29 protein-coding genes and 7 pseudogenes are annotated in these 19,960 nt (G+C 69.3%); all 36 read left to right on the top strand.

What is annotated here, in order from left to right; genetic code table 11:
• Positions 1 to 239 precede the first annotated feature (239 nt).
• Positions 240 to 530 carry a sigma-70 family RNA polymerase sigma factor gene (locus QQK48_RS08240; protein ID WP_284328133.1) on the top strand — a complete coding sequence of 97 codons (291 nt, stop codon included), beginning with the start codon at positions 240 to 242 and terminating at the stop codon, positions 528 to 530.
• A pseudogene (locus QQK48_RS21525) lies at positions 496 to 672 on the top strand (sigma-70 family RNA polymerase sigma factor); the annotation flags it as partial. The gene QQK48_RS08240 and the pseudogene QQK48_RS21525, both read left to right, overlap by 35 nt.
• A 242-nt stretch (positions 673 to 914) precedes the next feature.
• Positions 915 to 1,115: a hypothetical protein gene (locus QQK48_RS08235; RefSeq protein ID WP_284328132.1), complete on the top strand. Its 201-nt coding sequence runs from the start codon at positions 915 to 917 to the stop codon at positions 1,113 to 1,115.
• A 111-nt stretch (positions 1,116 to 1,226) separates the two neighbouring features.
• Positions 1,227 to 1,753: pseudogene (locus QQK48_RS19635) on the top strand (flagellin N-terminal helical domain-containing protein); the annotation flags it as partial.
• A 223-nt stretch (positions 1,754 to 1,976) separates the two neighbouring features.
• Positions 1,977 to 2,361 (top strand): annotated as a pseudogene (locus tag QQK48_RS19625) (flagellin); the annotation flags it as partial.
• 106 nt (positions 2,362 to 2,467) lie between these two features.
• The gene (locus QQK48_RS08225; protein ID WP_284328131.1) at positions 2,468 to 3,271 is read left to right on the top strand and encodes a flagellar cap protein FliD N-terminal domain-containing protein; all 804 of its coding nucleotides are present in this window, start codon (positions 2,468 to 2,470) and stop codon (positions 3,269 to 3,271) included.
• 50 nt (positions 3,272 to 3,321) lie between these two features.
• Positions 3,322 to 3,567 carry a hypothetical protein gene (locus QQK48_RS08220; RefSeq protein ID WP_284328130.1) on the top strand — a complete coding sequence of 82 codons (246 nt, stop codon included), beginning with the start codon at positions 3,322 to 3,324 and terminating at the stop codon, positions 3,565 to 3,567.
• Positions 3,524 to 3,910: a flagellar filament capping protein FliD gene (gene fliD / locus QQK48_RS08215; protein ID WP_284328129.1), complete on the top strand. Its 387-nt coding sequence runs from the start codon at positions 3,524 to 3,526 to the stop codon at positions 3,908 to 3,910. Before QQK48_RS08220 ends, fliD begins: the two co-directional genes overlap by 44 nt.
• A complete protein-coding gene (gene fliS, locus QQK48_RS08210) occupies positions 3,870 to 4,289 on the top strand; it encodes a flagellar export chaperone FliS (RefSeq protein ID WP_284329343.1) in 420 nt (139 codons plus the stop codon). Before fliD ends, fliS begins: the two co-directional genes overlap by 41 nt.
• 16 nt (positions 4,290 to 4,305) lie before the next feature.
• Entirely contained in the window at positions 4,306 to 4,593 is a 288-nt protein-coding gene (locus QQK48_RS08205; protein WP_284328128.1) for a hypothetical protein, read from the top strand.
• 173 nt (positions 4,594 to 4,766) lie between these two features.
• Positions 4,767 to 5,081 carry a flagellar basal body rod protein FlgB gene (locus tag QQK48_RS08200; RefSeq protein ID WP_431308313.1) on the top strand — a complete coding sequence of 105 codons (315 nt, stop codon included), beginning with the start codon at positions 4,767 to 4,769 and terminating at the stop codon, positions 5,079 to 5,081.
• Positions 5,081 to 5,488: a flagellar basal body rod protein FlgC gene (gene flgC, locus QQK48_RS08195; RefSeq protein ID WP_284328127.1), complete on the top strand. Its 408-nt coding sequence runs from the start codon at positions 5,081 to 5,083 to the stop codon at positions 5,486 to 5,488. Before QQK48_RS08200 ends, flgC begins: the two co-directional genes overlap by 1 nt.
• Complete coding sequence (gene fliE, locus QQK48_RS08190; RefSeq protein WP_284328126.1) at positions 5,488 to 5,796, top strand: flagellar hook-basal body complex protein FliE; 309 nt, start codon at positions 5,488 to 5,490, stop codon at positions 5,794 to 5,796. The genes flgC and fliE overlap by 1 nt, the downstream gene beginning before the upstream one ends.
• Positions 5,796 to 6,077 (top strand): hypothetical protein, encoded by a 282-nt coding sequence (locus tag QQK48_RS08185; protein WP_284328125.1) that lies wholly within the window; start codon positions 5,796 to 5,798, stop codon positions 6,075 to 6,077. The genes fliE and QQK48_RS08185 overlap by 1 nt, the downstream gene beginning before the upstream one ends.
• Complete coding sequence (locus QQK48_RS08180) at positions 5,965 to 6,402, top strand: hypothetical protein (RefSeq protein ID WP_488798418.1); 438 nt, start codon at positions 5,965 to 5,967, stop codon at positions 6,400 to 6,402. Before QQK48_RS08185 ends, QQK48_RS08180 begins: the two co-directional genes overlap by 113 nt.
• Positions 6,299 to 8,137, top strand: a pseudogene (locus QQK48_RS21520) (flagellar M-ring protein FliF C-terminal domain-containing protein); the annotation flags it as partial. The gene QQK48_RS08180 and the pseudogene QQK48_RS21520, both read left to right, overlap by 104 nt.
• 290 nt (positions 8,138 to 8,427) lie before the next feature.
• On the top strand, positions 8,428 to 9,129 hold the full coding sequence (locus QQK48_RS08165; RefSeq protein ID WP_348523535.1) for a FliH/SctL family protein: 702 nt from the start codon (positions 8,428 to 8,430) through the stop codon (positions 9,127 to 9,129).
• Positions 9,039 to 10,379 carry a FliI/YscN family ATPase gene (locus QQK48_RS08160; protein WP_284328122.1) on the top strand — a complete coding sequence of 447 codons (1,341 nt, stop codon included), beginning with the start codon at positions 9,039 to 9,041 and terminating at the stop codon, positions 10,377 to 10,379. The genes QQK48_RS08165 and QQK48_RS08160 overlap by 91 nt, the downstream gene beginning before the upstream one ends.
• Positions 10,380 to 10,589: 210 nt before the next feature.
• Entirely contained in the window at positions 10,590 to 10,823 is a 234-nt protein-coding gene (locus QQK48_RS08155) for a flagellar export protein FliJ (RefSeq protein ID WP_284328121.1), read from the top strand.
• A complete protein-coding gene (locus QQK48_RS08150; RefSeq protein WP_284328120.1) occupies positions 10,820 to 11,827 on the top strand; it encodes a hypothetical protein in 1,008 nt (335 codons plus the stop codon). Before QQK48_RS08155 ends, QQK48_RS08150 begins: the two co-directional genes overlap by 4 nt.
• Positions 11,824 to 12,024 (top strand): hypothetical protein, encoded by a 201-nt coding sequence (locus tag QQK48_RS08145; protein ID WP_284328119.1) that lies wholly within the window; start codon positions 11,824 to 11,826, stop codon positions 12,022 to 12,024. Before QQK48_RS08150 ends, QQK48_RS08145 begins: the two co-directional genes overlap by 4 nt.
• Positions 12,025 to 12,177: 153 nt before the next feature.
• The gene (locus QQK48_RS08140) at positions 12,178 to 12,459 is read left to right on the top strand and encodes a hypothetical protein (protein ID WP_284328118.1); all 282 of its coding nucleotides are present in this window, start codon (positions 12,178 to 12,180) and stop codon (positions 12,457 to 12,459) included.
• Between the two features lie 30 nt (positions 12,460 to 12,489).
• Positions 12,490 to 13,697, top strand: a pseudogene (locus QQK48_RS08135) (flagellar hook protein FlgE).
• Between the two features lie 135 nt (positions 13,698 to 13,832).
• Positions 13,833 to 14,042, top strand: a complete 210-nt coding sequence (locus tag QQK48_RS19600; protein ID WP_431308312.1) for a flagellar FlbD family protein — start codon at positions 13,833 to 13,835, stop codon at positions 14,040 to 14,042.
• 72 nt (positions 14,043 to 14,114) lie between these two features.
• Positions 14,115 to 14,444: a motility-associated protein gene (locus QQK48_RS19595; RefSeq protein ID WP_348523533.1), complete on the top strand. Its 330-nt coding sequence runs from the start codon at positions 14,115 to 14,117 to the stop codon at positions 14,442 to 14,444.
• Positions 14,359 to 14,883, top strand: a complete 525-nt coding sequence (locus QQK48_RS08125) for a motility protein A (protein WP_284328117.1) — start codon at positions 14,359 to 14,361, stop codon at positions 14,881 to 14,883. The genes QQK48_RS19595 and QQK48_RS08125 overlap by 86 nt, the downstream gene beginning before the upstream one ends.
• Positions 14,880 to 15,107 carry a flagellar motor protein MotB gene (locus QQK48_RS19590; RefSeq protein ID WP_348523532.1) on the top strand — a complete coding sequence of 76 codons (228 nt, stop codon included), beginning with the start codon at positions 14,880 to 14,882 and terminating at the stop codon, positions 15,105 to 15,107. Before QQK48_RS08125 ends, QQK48_RS19590 begins: the two co-directional genes overlap by 4 nt.
• A 4-nt stretch (positions 15,108 to 15,111) precedes the next feature.
• On the top strand, positions 15,112 to 15,798 hold the full coding sequence (locus QQK48_RS08120; protein ID WP_348523531.1) for an OmpA/MotB family protein: 687 nt from the start codon (positions 15,112 to 15,114) through the stop codon (positions 15,796 to 15,798).
• Entirely contained in the window at positions 15,795 to 16,313 is a 519-nt protein-coding gene (locus QQK48_RS08115; protein WP_284328116.1) for a flagellar basal body-associated FliL family protein, read from the top strand. The genes QQK48_RS08120 and QQK48_RS08115 overlap by 4 nt, the downstream gene beginning before the upstream one ends.
• 213 nt (positions 16,314 to 16,526) lie before the next feature.
• The gene (locus QQK48_RS08110) at positions 16,527 to 16,859 is read left to right on the top strand and encodes a hypothetical protein (RefSeq protein WP_284328115.1); all 333 of its coding nucleotides are present in this window, start codon (positions 16,527 to 16,529) and stop codon (positions 16,857 to 16,859) included.
• A complete protein-coding gene (locus QQK48_RS08105) occupies positions 16,856 to 17,317 on the top strand; it encodes a FliM/FliN family flagellar motor switch protein (RefSeq protein WP_284328114.1) in 462 nt (153 codons plus the stop codon). The genes QQK48_RS08110 and QQK48_RS08105 overlap by 4 nt, the downstream gene beginning before the upstream one ends.
• Positions 17,314 to 18,033, top strand: coding sequence for a FliM/FliN family flagellar motor switch protein (locus QQK48_RS08100; protein ID WP_284328113.1), 720 nt, complete (start codon positions 17,314 to 17,316; stop codon positions 18,031 to 18,033). Before QQK48_RS08105 ends, QQK48_RS08100 begins: the two co-directional genes overlap by 4 nt.
• Entirely contained in the window at positions 18,015 to 18,509 is a 495-nt protein-coding gene (locus QQK48_RS08095) for a flagellar biosynthetic protein FliO (protein ID WP_284328112.1), read from the top strand. The genes QQK48_RS08100 and QQK48_RS08095 overlap by 19 nt, the downstream gene beginning before the upstream one ends.
• Positions 18,506 to 19,326: pseudogene (gene fliP / locus QQK48_RS08090) on the top strand (flagellar type III secretion system pore protein FliP). The gene QQK48_RS08095 and the pseudogene fliP overlap by 4 nt, the downstream one beginning before the upstream one ends.
• Positions 19,326 to 19,599: pseudogene (gene fliQ / locus QQK48_RS08085) on the top strand (flagellar biosynthesis protein FliQ). The pseudogenes fliP and fliQ overlap by 1 nt, the downstream one beginning before the upstream one ends.
• A gap of 197 nt (positions 19,600 to 19,796) precedes the next feature.
• On the top strand, positions 19,797 to 19,958 hold the full coding sequence (locus tag QQK48_RS19585) for a flagellar biosynthetic protein FliR (RefSeq protein ID WP_348523530.1): 162 nt from the start codon (positions 19,797 to 19,799) through the stop codon (positions 19,956 to 19,958).
• Positions 19,959 to 19,960 lie beyond the last annotated feature (2 nt).

Raw genomic sequence — 19,960 nt, 5'->3', positions numbered from 1 at the left:
AATGCTTTCGACGGCCAGGCATTTCGGGAATGTGACATTGTCGACACTGGTCGTTCTCCGTTTTGAGATGGATTTAGCCAATGTTTGCGTAAACACCGCACATATGGGGGAAGCACGCACAAAATGCCCTGCTGTCGCCGTGATCCAGAGATGTGATGGGTCCAGCGGTGACGCACTTGTGACATCCGTCGGCGTAAGTGACCGTCGGTCGGATTTCCGCTCACTCAATAATCATCCTCATGAACCTGAGGGAAGACGCTGAGGGGCGTCGTGTAAGGGATCAACTGATCGAAGAGCACCTGCCATTGGTGGGCTACAGCGTGAACGAGATGTCGGCGCGCGTCCCCGCGCATGTCTCGCGTGCCGAGCTCGCATCGGCCGGCGCCTTGGCGCTCGTGCGTGCCGCTGAGGCGTTCGACGCATCCAAGGGTGTGCCGTTCGCGCGCTACGCGTCGCTACGCATCCGCGGTGCTCTCGTCGACGAGCCTGCGGTCCATGGACTGGGTGCCCCGTGGCGCACGCCGCCGTAGCCGCGACGTGGCCGACGTCACCGAGACGCTCACGGGCCAGTTGGGCCGCCAGCCATCCGGCACCGAGATCGCCAGGACCCTGGGCATCTCCGAAGCGGAGGTCGCCTCCGCCAAGGTGGACCACCATGCCCGCGTACTGTCGATGGACGCCTACGAGGGCGCGGTGGCCGACATGGTGACCGACACCGCGACCGGACCTCTCGATGCCGTCCTCGGCGGCGAGATGCTGGAGTACCTGTCGACTGCGGTCACGGCGCTGCCCGAGAAGCTCCGCCACGTCATCGAGCAGCCTGTTCTTGCACGAGAAGCCGGTCGTGGACCTCGCGGAGGAGATGGGAGTGACGCGCTCGCGCATCAGCCAGGCTCCGTACCGAGGCTCTCGCGTTGCTGCGCGAGGGACTCGACGCGAATCTCGAGTCCGATGCGGCCCCGGTGCTCGACACCACCGCCGGCGTGGCCGTGCGGCGGCGTCAGCAGTACCAGGTGTCGATCGCGGCGCGCATCGCTGAGGCGCGCGGCGCCGCGGCCCTGGCGCCAGCCATGGACGCGCTCGCGTACGCCACGCGGGAGAGTCGAGCGGTCTAACACCTCTGGGGAAGTCCTTAACACCCGGGTCGCGCGTCCGATGGGGGATGCGGCACCCACGGATGGGAGCCAAGGGCCATTGGCCCTCACCGACTCAAGGACGGAACCACCATGAGCCTCTCGATTAACCAGAACATCGCTGCGGTCAACTCGTACCGCAACCTGTCCAACACCCAGAACGACCTCAGCAAGTCCCTCGAGAAGGCTCTCGAGCGGCTTCCGCATCAACCGTGCGGCCGACGACGCTGCCGGTCTCGCAATCTCTGAGGGTCTGCGCTCGCAGGTCGGTGGCCTCAAGGTCGCCGCCCGTAACGCGCAGGACGGCATCTCGGTCGTTCAGACCGCTGAAGGTGCGCTCACCGAGGTCCACGCCATCCTGCAGCGCATGCGTGACCTTGGCGTTCAGGCCGCGAACGACTCGAACAACGACAAGGCTCGCGCCAACATCGCCACCGAGGTCACGAGCCTCACCTCCGAGCTCACCCGCATCGCGGAGTCCACCAACTTCAACGGCACCAAGCCTGCTCGACGGCTCGGCAGGCACGCTGAAGTTCCAGGTGGGCGCCGACGGCAACACCAACTCGCAGATCGACGTGAACCTTGGTTCGGTCAACGTGGCGGCCATCGCGACGAACCTCGGCAACGCCGGTGCTTCGTTCGAGGTGCTCACCCCCACCGCCGTGACCGGCGCCATGGCGTTCACCAACGGCACCACCGACGTGTCGGTGACGCTTGGCGCGGCAGGCACCTACAACACGGTGAGCGACGTGGCCACGGCGCTCAACGCCGATGCCGACTTCGCCAACACCTTCGCCGCGTCGGTCAACGCCGACAACGAGCCTGGTGGTGACGTCCAAGACCGGCGGCACCGTCACCGGTGGTACCGCTGCTACCGCTGCTGCGGCAGGTACCGGTGTGGGCACGGCCACCGCGATCACCGGTGGCCTTGACTTCACGTCGGCCGGTGGCGCTCAGGCTGCCATCAACCTGATCGACACCCAGATCGAGACGGTCTCGACCGCGCGTGCCGAGGCTCGGTGCCGTGCAGAACCGCTTCGAGCACACGATCAAGAACGTGAACGTGGCGATCGAGAACCTTTCGGCCTCCGAGTCGCGCATCCGCGACACCGACATGGCGTCCGAGATGGTCTCGTTCACCCGTGCGCAGATCCTGTCGCAGGCCGGTACCGCGATGCTCGCGCAGGCGAACCAGATCCCCCAGGGCGTCCTCTCGCTCCTGCGCTAGTAGGTCAGGCCGCCCCGCCCACGCACCTGGGCGGGGCGGCCCTGCCCTTCCTCATTTCACTTCTTCTCGACGTTGAGCCCCGCGGGGCACTGACTGGAGCGCGCACATGGCTACCTTGGGGATCGATGGTCTTGCCTCGGGACTCGACACCACCGCGATCATCACGCAGCTCATGCAGATCGAGGCGGCGCCGCAGACGTTGCTGAAGAGCAAGCAGACCACCACGCAGAACGTCGTGACGGCGCTGCAGGCCATCAACACCAAGGTCAAGTCCCTCGCCGAGGCCGCCGCAAGCGCCGCGACTCCGAGGCTCGTGGAACGTGTACAAGGCGACCTCGTCCGGCACCGCCGCGACGGCGACCACCACATCGGATGCCGCCGCCGGCTCCGTCACGTTCTCCGTCGACGCCGTCGCCACTCGTCAGGTGTCGCTCTCCGCGGCGGTGACCGATGGCAGCGCCCTCGTCTCGGACACGCCCCCGGTGCTGACCGTCCGCAAGGCGGATGGCACCACCGCGTCCGTCACGGCGGCATCGAACTCCTCGATGACCTTGCCGCGGCTATCAATGGCGGATCGCTCGGCGCCACCGCCACCGTGGTGCGTGTGGCCGGAGGCGACACGCCTCAGTACCGGCTCCAGATCACGAGCACGGAGACCGGCACCGATGGCGCCGTCGAGGCTCTATGCAGGCGATGCCGCCGCCGTCACGGGCGGCACCGCGACTCGGCTCGACACGAGCGTCGCCGTCACGGCTGCCGATGCCACGATCACCCTGTGGAAGGGCACGCCGCACGCGCAGTCCTTCTCCCAGTCGTCCAACACTTTCTCCGGCCTCATGACGGGCGTCGACGTCACGATCGCCGCTGTCACCTCGGCCGATGCGCCCGTCACCATCACCGTGGCCCCTGACTCGACCTCGGTCGCCAAGGCTCGCGAGCGGCCTGGTCGGCGCGCTCGGCGTGGTGCTGTCAGACATCGACTCCCGCACCGCGACCACCACGGTCACCAACTCCGACGGCACGACCTCCGTCTCGGGCGGCCTCCTCAGCGGCGACTCCGCCGTGCGTTCCCTGCGCTCCGCCCTGGTGGACGCGGCGAGCCTATCCCATCGACGGCATCTCGCCCTCGACGGTCGGCTTCGTCTTGGGCAGGGACGGCTCGGTGACATTCGACGAGGCCGTGTTCTCGAAGGCGCTCGCCGATGACCCCGAAGGCACCGCGGCCTTTGTCCAAAGGCCGGCGGCCCGCGTCGAGACCGCCGCGACGGCGGCGGCTGACCCCTACGACGGCACGCTGACCAAGAAGATCGCGAGCCAGGAGTCGCTGGTCACCAACTTCGCGGACCAGATCGCGAAGTGGGATGTGCGTCTCGAGATGCGGCGCGCCACTCTCCAGACCACCTACTCGAACCTCGAGGTGGCGCTATCCAACCTCCAGGCGCAGTCCACGTGGCTGACGAGCCAGGCTCGCCTCGCTGTCCACGAGCTCGAGCCTAGGAGCGTTGACCGTGTACTCGTACGACGCCGCGCGAAACCGCTACCTCGATGACGCGGTCGCCACTGCCGCCCCCGCGACGCTGCTCCTCATGATGTACGAGCGTCTGGTCCGGGACCTCGAGCGTGCCGAGGTGGCGCTGGGGGAGAATCGCCGTGACCTCGCTCACCGTGAACTGATCCACGCCCAGGACATCGTGGCGGAACTCAGCGCGACGCTCGACGCCTCCGTCTGGGATGGCGCCGCGCAGATGCTCGACCTCTACGGCTACCTCGCCCGCACCCTCGTGGAGGCGAACGTCGAAGGCGACGTGGCCAAGGTCTCCGCCTGCCGCGGCATCGTCGAGCCGCTGTATGACGCGTGGCGCACCGCCGCCGCGCAGGTCGCCCAGGCCGAGCCCGCCAGGGCCTTCGGCGATCTCGGAGTGGCCTGATGAACGTCGAGTCGCTGTGGGGCGCCATGCTCGCGAAGGCGAGCAGGATGCGGACCGTGCCGAGCAGGCGCTCAAGGACGATGCCGATGGCGCCCTCGACCTCGCGCCGTGGATTCCGCCGGAGATGCACGATGCGCTGCCCGCGCACCTCGTGCCGCGCGCGACGGCACTCGCGCGCCGCCAGGAAGCGCTCATCGTCGCGCTGGAGGAGCGCGCCTCTCACGCGAGGCGCGAGGACCGCGCGCTGGGTCGCTGGCACAGCCCCACGCATCGGCCCGCCGTTTACCTGGACCAGAGCGTCTAGCCACCCCCTGCGGCAAACGCCAGGAGAAATCCCTGCGCGACTCCTCACCACCATGGGACGAGGGCCGATAGGCACCGCGAGCACGGATCGCTCGACGCCTCGGCCACGGATCGGCCACCCCCCATGTGATGAAGGGTGCTGCCCCCGTGTTCGGATCTGTGAGCTTCTCGGCGATGTCGACTGCCCTGGATGCCCTGTCCCTGCGTCAGCAGGTGATCGCCCAGAACATCGCGAACGTGCAGACCCCCGGCTATCAAGGCCGACGGGTGTCGTTCGAGGACAGCCTTGCCCAGGCCGTGCGCAACGGCAGCGGGGTGGTGGAGCCGAGCATCGGCATCTCCTTGGAGCCCACGCGCGAGGACGGCAACAACGTGAACCTCGACACTGAGGTGGTCTCCAACACCGACACGAGCCTGCGCTACCAGGCGGCGACCCGCGCCGTCGAGGGCACCTTCACGTCCCTGCGAACCGCGATGAGGACCGCCTGATGACCACGTTTGGAGCGATCGGCATCGCCGGCACGGGGCTCGGCGTCCACCGCAAGTGGCTCGATGCCGTGGCGGACAACCTCGCCAACATCAACACGGTGCGTTCCACGGATGAAGAGGCGTTCAGGGCGCGCTACATCGTCGCTCAGGCCAACGCCACCGACGGCGGTGCGGACGGCGGCGTCCACGTCGCGGGCGCCGTCTACGGCTCCGCCGAGGGTCGGCTCGTCTACGAACCCACCCACGCGCTCGCGGACGAGGACGGCTACGTGCGCTACCCCGACATCGACATGTCGAGCCAGATGACCCAACTGATCATGGCGCAGCGTGGCTACCAGGCCAACGCCGGCGTGATCGACCGAGCGCGTGACATGTACTCCACCGCGCTCACCATCGGGAGGAACTGATGTCCATCACGCCGATCTCCGCCGCGGGCCTGTGGTCCGTCGCGCCCACGACCGCCGCCACCGACGTTGCCTCCACGGCGACCGATGGCACGGCCTTCGCCCAGTCGCTCGGTAACGCCGTCGACGGCCTCCAGGGCATGCAGTCCACGAGCGCCGACCTCGCCGTCAAGGCCGTGACCGGCGAACTCGACAACGTCCACGACTACACGATCGCCGCCACCGAGGCAGCCGTCGCGCTTGAACTCACGGCGGCCGTGCGCAACCGCGCCGTCGACGCGTTCTCCGAGATCATGCGGATGCAGGCCTAATGCCCCAGCAGATCGCGTCCGTCCTGGACCGACTCAAGGCGCAGGTGGAGCGGATGTCGGTGGCGCAGCGCGTCTTCGCCGCGCTGCTGGCGGCGATGCTCGTCGTGGGTGTCATCGCGCTCGTGCAATGGATGAGCAAGCCCGCCATGGCGCCGCTGTTCACCAATCTTGGCCCCGACGACGCGGCGGCCATCGTCGAGCAGGCTCAACTCCGCCGGAGTTCCTTACGAGCTCACCGCGGGCGGCGGCACCATCATGGTTCCGCAGGCTCAGTTGTATGACACTCGCCTCACCGTCGCGGGCGCTGGCCTTCCCGCGGGCTCCGAGGCGGGCTACGCGCTGCTCGACGACATGTCGATCACCTCCTCGGAGTTCCAGCAGCAGGTCACCTACCAGCGGGCGCTCGAGGGCGAGCTCGCCAAGACCATCGGCGAGATGGAGGGCGTCGCATCGGCGTCCGTGAAGGCTCGCCCTGCCGGAGGAGACCGTCTTTGTCTCCCAGGTGGAGGAGCCCACCGCGTCGGTCTTTATCCAGACCGAGCCGTCCACCTCGCTTGGCACCTCCAACATCCAGTCCATCGTGCACCTCGTCTCCGCGTCCGTTGAGGGGATGCGGACCGAGGATGTCGCAGTCATCGACTCCAACGGCGTGGTGCTCTCCGCCGTGGGTTCTGAGGCGAGCGCCGTCGAGAACTCGGGTCAGACCGCGGACTACGAACAGCGCACCGCCTCCAACATCCAGGCCATGCTCGACCGCGTGGTGGGCCCCGGCAACGCCGTGGTGTCCGTCTCCGCGGAACTGAACTTCGACAAGTCGCAGACCACCACCGAGTCCTTCACGTCCGACCCCGACGCCTTGCCGCTGTCCGAGTCCAGCACCCTCGAGGAGTACACCGGCGGAGCGGGTGGCACCGAGGCAGGCGTGCTCGGGCCCGACAACATCGCGGTGCCCACCGACGATGGCGGCACCGGCGAGTACCGCAAGGAAGAGACCGTCACCAACAACGCCGTGGACAAGGTCACCGAGAACGTCGAGGCCGCAACCGGCGCGGTCGAGAGGCAATCCGTGTCCGTGGTCGCCAACGAGACCGCGGCCCAGGCCATCGACATGGCGGACCTGCAGGCCATGGTCGCCGCCGCCGCTGGCGTCGACGAGGAACGCGGCGACGTGGTGTCCGTCTCGGCCATGAGCCTTGACACGTCGGCGGCCGATGCCGCACAGGCCGCCCTCGAAGAGGCGAGTGCCGCCGAGCAGGCGGCCGCATCGCGCAGCATGTGGGCGGACATCGCCAAGTGGAGCGCCATCGCGCTGGTCCTCCTAATCGCCTTCATCGTGATCCTTGTCCGCTCGAGGCGGCGTCGCGAAGAGCCGTCGATGGAGCCTGAGCCTCGAGGCCGTCGAGGAGCCTGGAGGCGCGCGCCCAGGCCGCGCTTGACGCCCGCACCGCCGCACTGCTCGAGCAGGCCAGCATCGTGGCCGACACGGAGGAGGCTCTCGCCCTCGACGCTGCTCCGGTTCCCACGATGGACACCGTTGCGGAGGCCATCCGCCTGGAGATTGCCGAGTTTGCCTCGCAACAGCCCGCCGAGGTGGCGGACGTCCTGCGTGGCTGGATCGGCGCAGGGAGGCAGTCATGAGCGCGGTTCTCACGGGCACGCAGAAGGCGGCCCTTGTCCTCATCCAGATGGGCCGCGAGTCCGCCTCGCGCGTCATGGCGGAACTGAGCGAGACCGAGATCGACCAGGTCACCGCGGAGATCACGCAGGCTCGCGTCGGTGGACGATGACACGGTTCAGGAGGTGCTGGGCGAGTTCCAGCGCGCCGCCAGCCGTGGGCTCGCAGCGCACGGAGGCTATGCCTACGCTCAGCAGGCTCCTCGAGGCGACGCTTGGCCCGGAAAAGGCGGCGGAGATCCTCGACCGCCTCGCCAGCCGCGTCCAGGTGCAGCCTTTCGAGTTCCTTCGCCACGCGGACGCCCGTCAGGTGGTGACGCTGCTGAGCGGGGAGCACCCCCAGACCATCGCGCTGGTCCTCGCCCACCTGCGCCCCGAGCACGCCTCGGCCATCATGGCCGGCTTTGCGCCGGACGTGCAGGCGATCGTGGCGCGCCGCATCGCGCTCATGGAGAGCGCATCGCCCGATGTCGTGGAACTCGTCGCCGAGGAGCTCAAGCGCAAGGCCACCAACCTCATCACCTCCCACGAGATGAGTTCGGTGGGTGGCGTCGAGCCACTCGTCGAGATCATCAACAGGGCCGATGCCGCCACGGAGAAGATGATCCTCGAGGGCCTTGCGGAGCAGGACCCCGAACTCGCGGACCAGATCCGCCAGATGATGTTCGTGTTCTCCGACATCACCCTGCTCGAGGACAGGGCCATCCAGGCTGGTGCTGCGGGGCGTCGAGGCATCGACGCTCGCGACGGCACTCAAGGGCGCCGACGACGCGGTGCGCGACAAGATTCTGCGGAACATGTCGGCGCGCGCCCAGGAGGCGCTTGTCGAGGAGATCGACCTGCTGGGCAAGGTCAGGATCTCGATGGTCGAGGAGGCTCGCTCGCGCGTGGTCCAGGTGATCCGTGGACTCGAGGAGAGCGGCGAGATCATGATCAGCCGCGACTCCGAGGACGAGTATGTCGCCTGACACGGTCGCACCGTTCGTCCCGGCCACGCTCGGACGAGGCGCCGCGCAGCCGTCGACCGCCTCCCAGGCGGCCGGCTATGCCGCGGGCTGGACGGCCGGAGCGAAAGCGGCCGCCGAGGCCGCCCGCCAGCAAGCCGAGGCTCACGAACGCGACCACGCACGCCGCGAGCGGATGCGCGACGAGCGCATCGGCGCCGCCGTCACCGCGCTCGCGGCCGCCACGCTCCAGTGGCGCGAGAGGGCCTTGCCCGTGGTCGCGTCCGCCGAGCGCCTGCTGGAGAAGGCAGGCGTCGACCTCGCGGAGGCGATCCTCACGCGTGAACTCACGCCCGGACCCGAGACGGCCCGTGACGCCCTCGCCCGTGCCCTGGCCGTGCCGGGCGACGTGGCGCCCTCAAGCGTCAAGGTGGCTCCCACCGACTACGCCGAGATCTCTCGCCTCGTCGACGACGGGGTGCTGAGGCTTCCCGACGGCGTAGACCTGGAGGCCGATGCGGCCCTGTCTCCCGGCGACTGCGTGACGGTGCACGAGACGGGCACCATCGACGCGTCCGTGCGCGCCGCACTGGCGCGGGCACGTCAGGCGCTCGAGGACAGGCGATGCTCGCGCCCGCCTCCGTCACGCACCCCCTTGGCTCCCGCTACGCGCGCGCCATGGCGGCTGCGCGACCCCAGCGCACGGGCATCGTGACCGACGTCCTTGGCCTTTCCCTTGAGGTGCGCGGCCTTCCCGCGGCCGTGGGCGACGTGCTGAGCGTCGCGATGCCAGAGGGCGACACGCTGGTGGAGGTCGTGGCCGTGGCACCACGGGCGCTGCGATGCATGCCGCTCGCCACCCCGCACGGGCTGCGCGCGGGACTCGCGGTGACGCCGACCGGAGGACCCCTGCGCGTCCCGACGGGACCGGGACTGCTCGGCAGGGTGCTCGACGGCCTCGGACGCCCGCTCGACGGCAAGGGCCCGTGGGGTCAGGTCGACATGCTTCCTCTCGACTCCGCTCCGCCGCACGCGCTCGAGCGGGCGCGGATCGACACGCCCCTGTCCACCGGAGTGCGCGTCATCGACACGCTCACGCCCGTGGGTAGGGGCCAGCGCATGGGTCTCTTCGCGGGCTCGGGAGTGGGAAAGTCGACGCTTCTATCGATGATGGCGAGGGGCACCGACGCCGAGGTCAGCGTCATCGCGCTGATCGGCGAGCGTGGACGCGAGGTCCGCGAGTTCCTCGAGGATGACCTGGGGCCCGAGGGACTCGCGCGGTCCGTCGTCGTCGTGGCGACGTCCGACGAGCCCGCGATGACGCGCCTGCGGGCCGCGATGGTGGCGACCCGCATTGCCGAGGGCTTCCGCGCTCGCGGCAGCCACGCGGTCCTCATGATGGACTCGCTGACTCGCGTGGCCATGGCGCAGCGTGAGATCGGACTGTCCGCCGGTGAGCCGCCTGCGACCCGCGGCTATCCGCCCTCGACTTTCTCGGTGCTGGCGAGGCTCCTGGAGCGGGCAGGCACGGGACCCACGGGATCCGTGACGGGCTTCTACACGGTGCTGGTCGACGGTGACGATCACAACGAACCGATCGCTGACGCCGCCAGGTCCATCCTCGACGGTCACCTCGTCCTCACCCGTGACCTCGCGGTGGCCGGCCACTACCCAGCCATCGACGCGCTCGCCTCGCTTTCCCGAGTCGCGGGACAGGTGACGGGCCCCGATCAGCGCGCCGGTGCCCAGCGGCTGCGCCAGGTTCTCGCCGCGCATCGGCGCGCGCGGGACCTCATCGACGTGGGTGCGTACGCGGCAGGTTCGGATCCTCTCGTGGACGCCGCCGTCACGCACCGTGCCGCGATCGACGCCTTCCTGACGCAGCGGGTCGACGACTCGACACCCGCTGACGCCGCGTGGAACTCCCTTGCCCTGCTCATCGACCAGTTGGAGGGACGACTGTGAACCGCCGTTTCCCGCTTGATGGACTCCTGCGGACCCGCACGTTGCAGGAGGAGACCGCCGCCGCGCGCCTGGCCACCGCCAACGGCGTACACCAGGCCGCGGTGCGCCGCCTTGACCAGGGGCGCCAGGGTCTCGCCGAGCTCCACTTTGCGCCCGAGCCCAGCCGCCAGGTCGCCGATGTCAGCCTGCGTTCCACCTGGCAGGCTCGCCGTGGCCGCCCGAGCCGCGGCATCGGCTCGCCTCGTGGACCTCGCGCTCGGTGCCACCGAGGCAGGAGATGCCGCCCGCGAGGCCACTCACGGCTGGGAACTCGCCCGCCGCGACAAGGAGGCCGTCGAGCGCCTCCACGACAGGCACCTCGCCCGTGTGGCCGCCGATGACCTGCGCGAGGAACAGCGCGCGCTCGACGAGGCCGCGTCGCGCCGATCGAAGGGCCACTCATGACCGTCACGCCACTGGCCGCGCCCGCGGCTCCCACGCCGCAGGCAAGCGCCAAGAAACCCGCGTCAGGGGGCGACTTCGCACGGCACTTCGACGCCGCGTCGCGTGACCGCGGTCCCGTGCGCGACGCCGACGCCGCGAAGCCGGCCGCCGGTCCTCAGGCCGAGGGTCCGGTTGCCGACGACGCCGGTCAGGGGACGCCCGATGGTGCAGTCGCAGGCGAAGTGGCGCCCGCCGCTCCGCCCACGCCGTCACCCGTGACGCCGGCAATCACCCCTCCCATGGCCGCGACGCTCGCCGCCGTGCCGACCGATGCCGCCGCCGTCGCGGGCCAGACGGTCGACACCGAGACCCCCGCCGCCCAGGCCGACGCCGCGATGGCCGATGCTGGTGAGGTCGCCGTACCCCCGGCCGCCCCCCGCGCCACCGGAACGGGGTTCGAGACCACCGCCCCCCAGGCCGCCGCCTCGACTACGTCGCAGGCCGCCGCATCGGCGATCCCGCAGGCTCGAACCCGCGACACCATCGGCCGCCGTGGCGAATCCGGTAGCCCCGTCCGCCAAGGCCGAGGCTCGCGGCGGGACCGGCACAGGCTGTCACCGCAGCCCCGCAGGCCGCGGAGGCCGCACCAGCGCCATCGGCCGACGCTGATGTTCCGGCCCCCGCGGCTCCCACCGCCCCCGCGCGCGTCGCAACCGAGGCCACGCCGGTGCCGGCAGTCGTGGTCTCGCCGACTCAGGCCACGACGACCGTGGCGGCACCCCAGGCGACCGCGGCACCTGCGCCAGCGGTGCCCCTGCCGTCACAGATCACGCCCCACCTCACGCAGGCTCAAGGAACTGCCGCTCGGCGAGCACGTGATCACCGTGACGGTGGATCCCGAGCACTTCGGACCCGTCAAGGTGGTGGCGCACATCACCGCCGACGGGGCGCAGGTGCAGGCTCATCAGCCCCACGGATGCCGGCAAGGACGCCTTGCGTGCCGCCCTTCCCGACCTGCGACGTGACCTCGCCGCCACCGGAATGCAGGCGCAGGCTCGACCTCGGCACCGGCTCCGGTCAGCGTGACGGTGCCCCCGAGCGTGGCGCCACCCGCGGCTCCGGCGCCGCGGTGGGCGGGTCCGTCGCGGCCCAGCCGGAAGGCGTCCACTCCTCCTCACCCGTCGGCGCGCCAGGCGCGACCGGCATCGACCTCATCCTCTGACGGGAGCCCCTATGACGATCGATCCCACCGCCGCGACCTCCACCCTGATGTCCGGCACCACCACCGCCTCGGCTCCCAAGCAGGAGATGGACTCCGAGGTCTTCATGGCCCTGCTCGTCGCGCAGGCTACGCAACCAGGACCCCTCAAGCCCCATGGACACCACCGAGATGATGTCGCAGCAGACTCAGGCTCGCCTCCATGGAGAAGGCTCACGGAGGCTCTCTCAGATCTCCCAGGAGCAGTTCGCGCTCAGCATGCGCGTGGCCGCCATGGGGCTCGTGGGCCAGCAGGTCTCGTACACCGATAGCGAGGGAACGCTGGTCACCGGCGTCGCCTCCTCCGCGTCCTTCGCCGACGCCGTCCCCACCATCGCCGTCGGGGACGAGTCCATCGCCCTCGATCGCATCATGTCCACCGCGCCGTTCGCCGGCTGACCTCGCCACCTCGACCTAAGGACCACCACCATGCTTCGTTCCCTCTTCTCCGGCATCTCGGGTCTGCGTGCTCACCAGACCATGCTCGACGTCACCGGCAACAACATCTCCAACGTCAACACCGCGGGCTTCAAGGCCTCGCAGGTGCAGTTCCAGGACACCCTGTCCCAGGTCCTCAACAACGCGGGAGCGCCCCAGGCGGGCGTGGGAGGCACCAACCCCGCACAGGTGGGCCTCGGCGTGTCCGTCGCGGGCATCACCACGAACTTCCAGCAGGGCGCCGCCCGCCTGACCAACCGCGCCACCGACATGATGATCTCCGGCGACGGCTTCTTCGTGGTCAACAAGGGTGGCGAGCAGGCTCTACTCGCGTGCCGGCGCGTTCACCTTTGACGCGCTCGGTCGGCTCGTCACCCCCGACGGCGGCCTGGTGCAGGGCTGGGGCGCCGATGCTGCGGGCAACGTCGACGTCAACGGACCGCTCCAGGGTCTGCGTCTGCCCGTCGCCACCCTCATGGGCGCCTCCGCGTCCACCTCCGCCACCTACGAGGGCAACCTTCCCGCCGACGCCGAGGTGGGCACCATCCTCAACCGCCAGATCGACGTGTACGACGGCGCCGGCGGCACGCACGCACTGAACCTCGCCTTCACCCGCACCGCGACCGGCTGGGACATCTCCGGCACCATCGCGGGCACCACCTCGACGCAGACCGGCTCGATCACCTTCACGACCGAGGGCGCGATCGACACCCTGACGTTCGGAGCGTTCCCCGGAGACGCCGCGGCAGGCACGCAGCCCATCACGGTCGACCTGACCGCGCTGACGGGCTTCGCCGGCCTCGAGACCGCCGCGGCGTCGGCGCAGGACGGCCGCAGCGCGGGCACCCTGCAGTCGTTCGCCATCAACGCCGACGGCACCCTGATGGGTTCGTTCTCGAACGGTCTCAAGCAGGCCATCGGCCGTGTCGCCCTCGCGAGCTTCGCCAACCCCACGGGTCTCGAAAAGAACGGCTCGTCGCTGTACGCGCCCACCGTCAACTCCGGTGACGCGCAGGTGGGTGCCGCCGGCACCGGTGGCCGCGGCAGCCTTGCAGGCGGCTCGCTCGAGATGTCCAACGTTGACCTCTCCGCGGAGTTCACCAACCTCATCGTCGCGCAGCGTGGCTTCCAGGCGAACTCGCGCGTCATCACCACGTCCGACGAGGTGCTGCAGGAGGCTCGTCAACCTCAAGCGCTAACCCGTGCCGTCCGTCGCGGTGAACTGACCGCGACGGACGGGCCGGAAGCCTCACATTCTGGCCGCCGTGGCCGAACGGTAGACCACACCGGGCCCACGGATGGGTCCGTCGTTACAGCCAAGGATGGGCCTCAACGTGATCACCCTCACGCGATTCCACGGGGATCGTTTCTCCGTGAACCCCGACATGATCGTGCGCGCCGACGCGACGCCCGACACCGTGATCACGCTCATCGACGGCACCAAGGCGATCGTGGCCGAATCGCTGGACGAGGCTCAACGCCATCGTCCTCATGCACCGGTCGTCCATCGTCGCCCAGGCGATCGATATCGCGGGTACGGATGATGACACGGCACTCGCCACCGTCATCGGACTTCCCTCGCTCCACTCTCGTCAGGTCACACCGGAGGCTGACTGATGGACTTCGCCACCCCGATCGGCATCGTGCTCGCTCTTGGCGCGGTGCTGACAGCGATCATCCTCGAGGGCTCGTCGCCCATGTCGGTGATGCTGCCCGCGCCGATGATGCTCGTGATCGGCGGCACCATCGGTGCCGGTCTCGCGACCACGATGCTTCCCGACTTCCTGCGGGCCTTCCGTGCCCTGCCCGGCTACCTCGCCTTCAAGCGTCCCGACACCACGGCGACCGTCGAGCCTGCTCGTGTCGCTGACCGACCGTGCCCGCCGCGAGGGCCTGCTTGCGCTCGAGGACGCCGCTCGCGACATCGACGACCCATTCCTGCGTGATGGCCTGCAGTCCGCCATCGACGGCATGGACCCCGAGGACCTGCGCGAGACCCTCGAAGCGCGCATCGACGCCCGCAGGGCCCGCGACAAGGTCATCGCGAAACTCTTCACCGACATGGGTGGCTTTGCGCCCACCATCGGCATCATCGGCACCGTGGTCTCGCTGGTCCACGTCCTCGAGAACCTCGCCGATCCTTCCAGCCTCGGCCACATGATCGCCGCGGCCTTCGTCGCGACCCTGTGGGGCCTGCTCTCCGCCAACCTCATCTGGCTGCCCATCGCCGCGCGCGTGAAGCGCGTCAGCGAAATCGAATGCGCCCAGATGGAGATGGTGATGGAGGGCCTGCTCGCGGTCCAGGCGGGCTCCAGCCCGCGCGTGGTGGGACAGCGGCTCCGCTCGCTTGCGGGTGAAGAGGAATCCGCCAAGGAAGCGGCGTGAGCAGCAAGCGGCGCCGCGGCGACCACGCGGAGGAGCACGAGAACCACGAACGGTGGGCCGTGTCCTATGCCGACATGATGACGGTGCTCGTGGCGCTGTTCATCGTGCTGTACGCGATGTCCACCGTGGATCAGGCCAAGTTCGAGGAGCCTGCGCCAGTCGCTCGCCGCGGGTTTCGGCAACGACTCCGTCAACGTCACCCAGGGCACGCTCGGCGCGCTTGACGGCGTGGAGTCCTTCGCGATCGCGCCGGATTTCACTGCCGTCGCCAGCGGGGCGGAGGGCGACCTCGGATCCGTGGGCGAGGAGGGCACCACGGCCTACGAGGACGCCATCGAGGAGTACGCGTCCTTGGAGGAGATTCGCGAACAGATCGCGGCTCGCCTCGAGCAGGACGGGCTCGAGATGTACGTCCAGTTCCGCATCGACGAGCGCGGACTCGTGGTGGGGCTCATTGGCCCGCAGGTGTTCTTTGGGGCGGACGATGCGAGCCTCACCGACCTTGCCACGCTGCTGATCGACGACCTCTCCGGTCCGCTGCGCGACCAGCCGCGCAGCCTGTCCATCGAGGGTCACGCCAACTCGCTGCCCTCGAGCAACTACGCGACCAACTGGGAACTGTCCAGCGCCCGCTCCACCCAGGTGTTGCGACGCATGGTCGAGTCGGGAGGCATCGACCCCGCCTCCATCGGCGCCACCGGCTACGGCGATGCTCGCCCGGCCGCCGATGGCACCGGCGCCGACGCGCTCGCCGCCAACCGCAGGGTTGACGTGGTGGTCGTGCCCGACGTGTCCGACGAGGTGCGCGCGCTCCTTCCCGAGATCGCCGAGGCCGTTCAGAACGGCTCGATCACCCTTGATGACCTGCGGGCGAGCGCGGCGCGCTCGGCCCAGAACGAAGGAGACCCCACATGAGCGAGCCCCGCGTGATGGCGCCCCAGACCAAGATCGGGGCCCGGCCATCGGCCGCTCCGCAGCCGGCAGCGCCCGAGCCCGAGCCGTCGGGAGGTGGCCGCAAGCGGATGCTGTCCGTACTGATCGGCGCCGCCATCCTGGCAGCGGTGGCCGGCGCGTACTGGTTCCTCATGGGACCCGGCGCCGCCAGCGGCGACGAGTCCGGCGAGGCGGCGGCCGAGGAGCAGGTGGAGGCAGGCGCCGTGCAGGTGGTCGACTCGATCTCCGTCAACCTTGAGGGCGGCCACTACCTGCGTCTTGGCCTTGGCCTTCAACTCACGGCTGATGGACACGGGGACGTCGACACGGCGCAAGCGCTCGATGCGGCGATCGCGCTGTTCTCGGGCCGCACCACCTCGGAACTCGCCGATCCGGAGGTCCGCGACGAGCTCAAGGCGACCTTGGCAGAGACTCTCGGCGACCTGTATCACGGTGACGTGATGGGGGTCTACTACACCGACTTCGTCACCCAGTAGGAGGACCGGCCCTGCGCCGCTGAGAGGAACACCAAGCAGAAACTCTCACCGTCCGGCCACACGCGTCGATAGGGCGGGCGTGACCGACCCTTCGCCGCACCGCCGTCGACGTGGAACTGGCGTGCCCGAGGCATACGACTTCCGCCAGCCGACCACGCTGACGCGCGAGCATGCCCGCGCCCTTGAGGTCGCGCTGCAGAACTTCGCGCGCCAGTGGGGCACCCTGCTGGCTCGCGCACGGGCGCACTCACCACCGTCGAACTCGACGGCGTGGCGCTCACCACGTACAACGCGTACATCGAGGCGCTGCCGTCCTCGACGACGGCCGTGGTGCTCCACGTCGAGCCCAGTCGCTCACCCGCCGTGCTCCAGCCTGCCCACTGGGCTGACGATGACGCTGGTGGACTGCCTCCTCGGCGGCCCGGCGACCGATCTCGAGATGCCCTTCCGCGAACTCACCGCAATCGAGTGGAAGGCTGCTGGGCGACCTGCTCGAGTACGCGTGCGGAGACCTGGCCTACGGCCTCGCGTCCGTCGCGCCCATGACGTTCTCTCTGCGCGGCGTGAAGTACAGCCCCAGCTTCATGCAGGCGATCGCGGCCTCCGAACAGGTGATCGTCGCCACGTTCGCGCTGTCGATCGGTGACGTGGTCGGATCGGCGACCCTCATGCTGGTCGCGGAGCCGATGCTCGCCGCCATGCGGTCCACCGACGAGCAGACGGTGCGCACCGACGAGGAGCAGCGGGAGCACGACGCGGCTGTCGCGATGCTCACCGACCGCATTCACGATGTGCCGCTGCAGGTGAGCGCGCGCTTCACGGGTCGCTCCATGAGCGCCGCCGCCATCGCCTCGCTTCAGGTGGGCGACGTGATCCCCCTGGGACACCCCGCTTCCCGACCCCTGGACGTTGCCGTCGGCGACGTTGTCTTGGCCCATGCGGCGATCGGTGCTCACGGCACGCGCGCCGCCTGTCTCGTCGTCTCCACCGAGGAGGAGTCATGACCATCGCCGCCCCTTCGAGCCTGGTGGCATCGGAGCTCGCCTCCCACCTGCCCACGCCCACGCCGCTCAGCGCGTCTCCCTACGACCCTGCCGAGGGCCCCGATGCCTCGGTGCTGGCCGTCACCGCTCACCACGTGGGTGCCGTGGGCACCGACTTTGTGGTGGTCGCTGGCGAGTCCACCGCCGCCGCGCTTGAGGGTGCCGGACCCGGCGTGACCACGGCCGACCTGCTCACTCCTGCGCTCGAGGCCGCGGCTGCGGTGGTGGGCCCCGGCGTGCTCGATGTCTCGGCTCCGGCCCCGCTCGGTGACGCCTTCGCTGACCCTGATATGGACGTCTTTGCGCTGCGGGACGCCGAGGGCGTGACCCAGGCGTGGCTCGGCGTGCGCGCCCGCGTCGCGGAGACCACTCAGGCCGCGCCGGCGGTCCTCACCGATGATGAGGCCCGCGCCAGGATGCGCGTCCTTCAGGACGTGGAACTGGTGCTGACCGCCGAGATCGGCAGGACCCGCCTCCCGATGCGCCAGGTCCTCGACCTGGTCCCCGGCACGGTGCTCGAGGCTCGACCGTGCTGCGGGTGCTCCCGCCGATGTGATGGTCAACGGTCGCCTCGTCGCCCGCGGCGAGATCGTGGTCGTCGACGAGGACTACGGCATCCGCGTCACCGAGATCGTGTCCGCGGAGACCACGCGCTGACATGGACACGGTGCTCCTGATTCTGCGCGTTGCGCTGTCCCTCGCCGCAGTGCTTGCACTGCTGTGGTGGGTGTCGCGCAAGGTGCAGATCGGCATGGCCGGACGCCGTCAGGATGCGCCGCTGTCAGTGATCTCCCGCCAGCACCTCGGCCGCCGCACGGGCGTCGCGCTCATCGAGGTCTCGGGTCGCCGGCTGGTGGTCGGCTACTCGGATCAGGAGGTGCGCCTGGTGCACGACGCAGGCGACGCTCCCGTCGAGGAGCCCGCCGCAAGCGTCACCCGTATCGACCCCGCCTTCCACGAGGAGGCCACCGTGCCTGCCTCGGATGTCGCGACCACCGTCGCGGCCTTCCCCACCGACCCTGTCCGTACGATGCCGGCCCGGATGGCCGACTCCTCACGGTTCCGCTCACCCCTCGAAGGATCGATCCTTGCGCCTGACACGTGGCGCAAGGCGGTGGTGGCGGTTCAAGAACGGACCACTCGTCGGTCATGACCCCCGCCTCCACCGGGAGCCGTGCGCGCATGGTGCGCATGGCCACGGTGATCCTTGCCGTGACGGCCATCCTGCTCGTCTCGGCCGCCGTACCGTCGTTCGCGACGGTCGACCCTGAGCCACCCGTCGCACCGTCGCCGCCCGCCGTCGAAGGCGGTGTCTCGGTCGACATCTACGGCGTCAACGAGGGGCCCTCCACGTCGATCGTGGTGCTGATCGCCATCACGCTGCTGTCGGTGGCGCCGTCGCTGATGCTGATGACGACCAGGCTTCACCAAGGTCTTCGTGGTGCTGGCCCTCACCCGCAACGCGCTGGGGTTGAACTCGACCCCGCCCACCCAGGTGCTGGCGGGCCTCGCGCTGTTCCTGTCGCTGTTCATCATGGCTCCGGTGCTCTCGGACGTGAACGAGATCGGTGTGCAGCCGTACCTCTCAGGAGACCTGACCTTCCAGGAGGCACTCGGCGTCGGCATCGTGCCGCTGCGCGAGTTCATGCTGTCGCTCACCCGTGAATCGGACATCGCGCTGATGACGCGTGCGGCAGGCATGGACAACCCGGCGACCCCCGCCGATGTCCCGATGACCACGCTCATGCCCGCGTTCATGCTCTCCGAGCCTGCGGGCGGCATTCATCATCGGCTTCGTCATCTTTGTGCCGTTCCTGGTGATTGACCTGGTCGTCTCCGGCGTCCTGATGTCGATGGGCATGATGATGCTCCCGCCCGTCATGGTGTCGCTGCCGTTCAGGCTGTTGCTCTTTGTCCTCGTTGACGGCTGGGGCCTGATCGTCACCGCGCTGATCGGGAGTTACGGCTAATGGGCACCGAAGGGGTCCTGGACATCGGACTCGACGCGCTGATGCTTGCCGCGAAGGCTCTCCGCCCCCATGCTCGTGACCGCGCTCGTGGTCGGCTTCGCGATCTCGCTGTTCCAGTCGGTGACGCAGATCCAAGAGGTGACGCTGTCGTTCGTGCCCAAGGCCATTGCCGTGTCCGTCGCGCTCCTGATCTCCGGTCACTGGATGATTCAGGAGGCCGTGACCTTCACGCAGACCATCTTCGAGCGCATCCCCTCGCTGCTGGGCGGCTGACATGGGCCTCACGTTCGACCTCGCGCTCGTGGAGACCACCATGCTCGCGGGCGTGCGACTGGTCGCCTTCCTGGTGGTGTCTCCTCCGTTCCACCTGAGTTCGTTCCCCGGCCCGGTCAAGGTGGCGCTTGGCCTGGGCATCGCGGTCGCCGCGGGGCCGCGGGTGGAGGCCGCCGCGATGCAGGCTTCCCGGCGCGATGCTCGCCTCCAGTGGGCCGATGTTCTTCGCGGCCCTCGTACTCCAGGCGGTCATCGGGCTTGCCCTGGGCTTCATCGTCCGCCTCGTGTTTGCGGCGGTGCAGACGGCCGGTTCGCTCATCGACCTCTTCGGCGGCTTCGAGCCTGGCCCAGGCGTTTGACC

Origin of the sequence: Demequina litorisediminis (assembly GCF_030161615.1) — a bacterium.
GTDB lineage: Bacteria > Actinomycetota > Actinomycetes > Actinomycetales > Demequinaceae > Demequina > Demequina litorisediminis.
The sequence above is the reverse complement of the archived record's forward strand: the minus strand, read 5'-3'. Positions and strand labels throughout refer to the sequence as shown.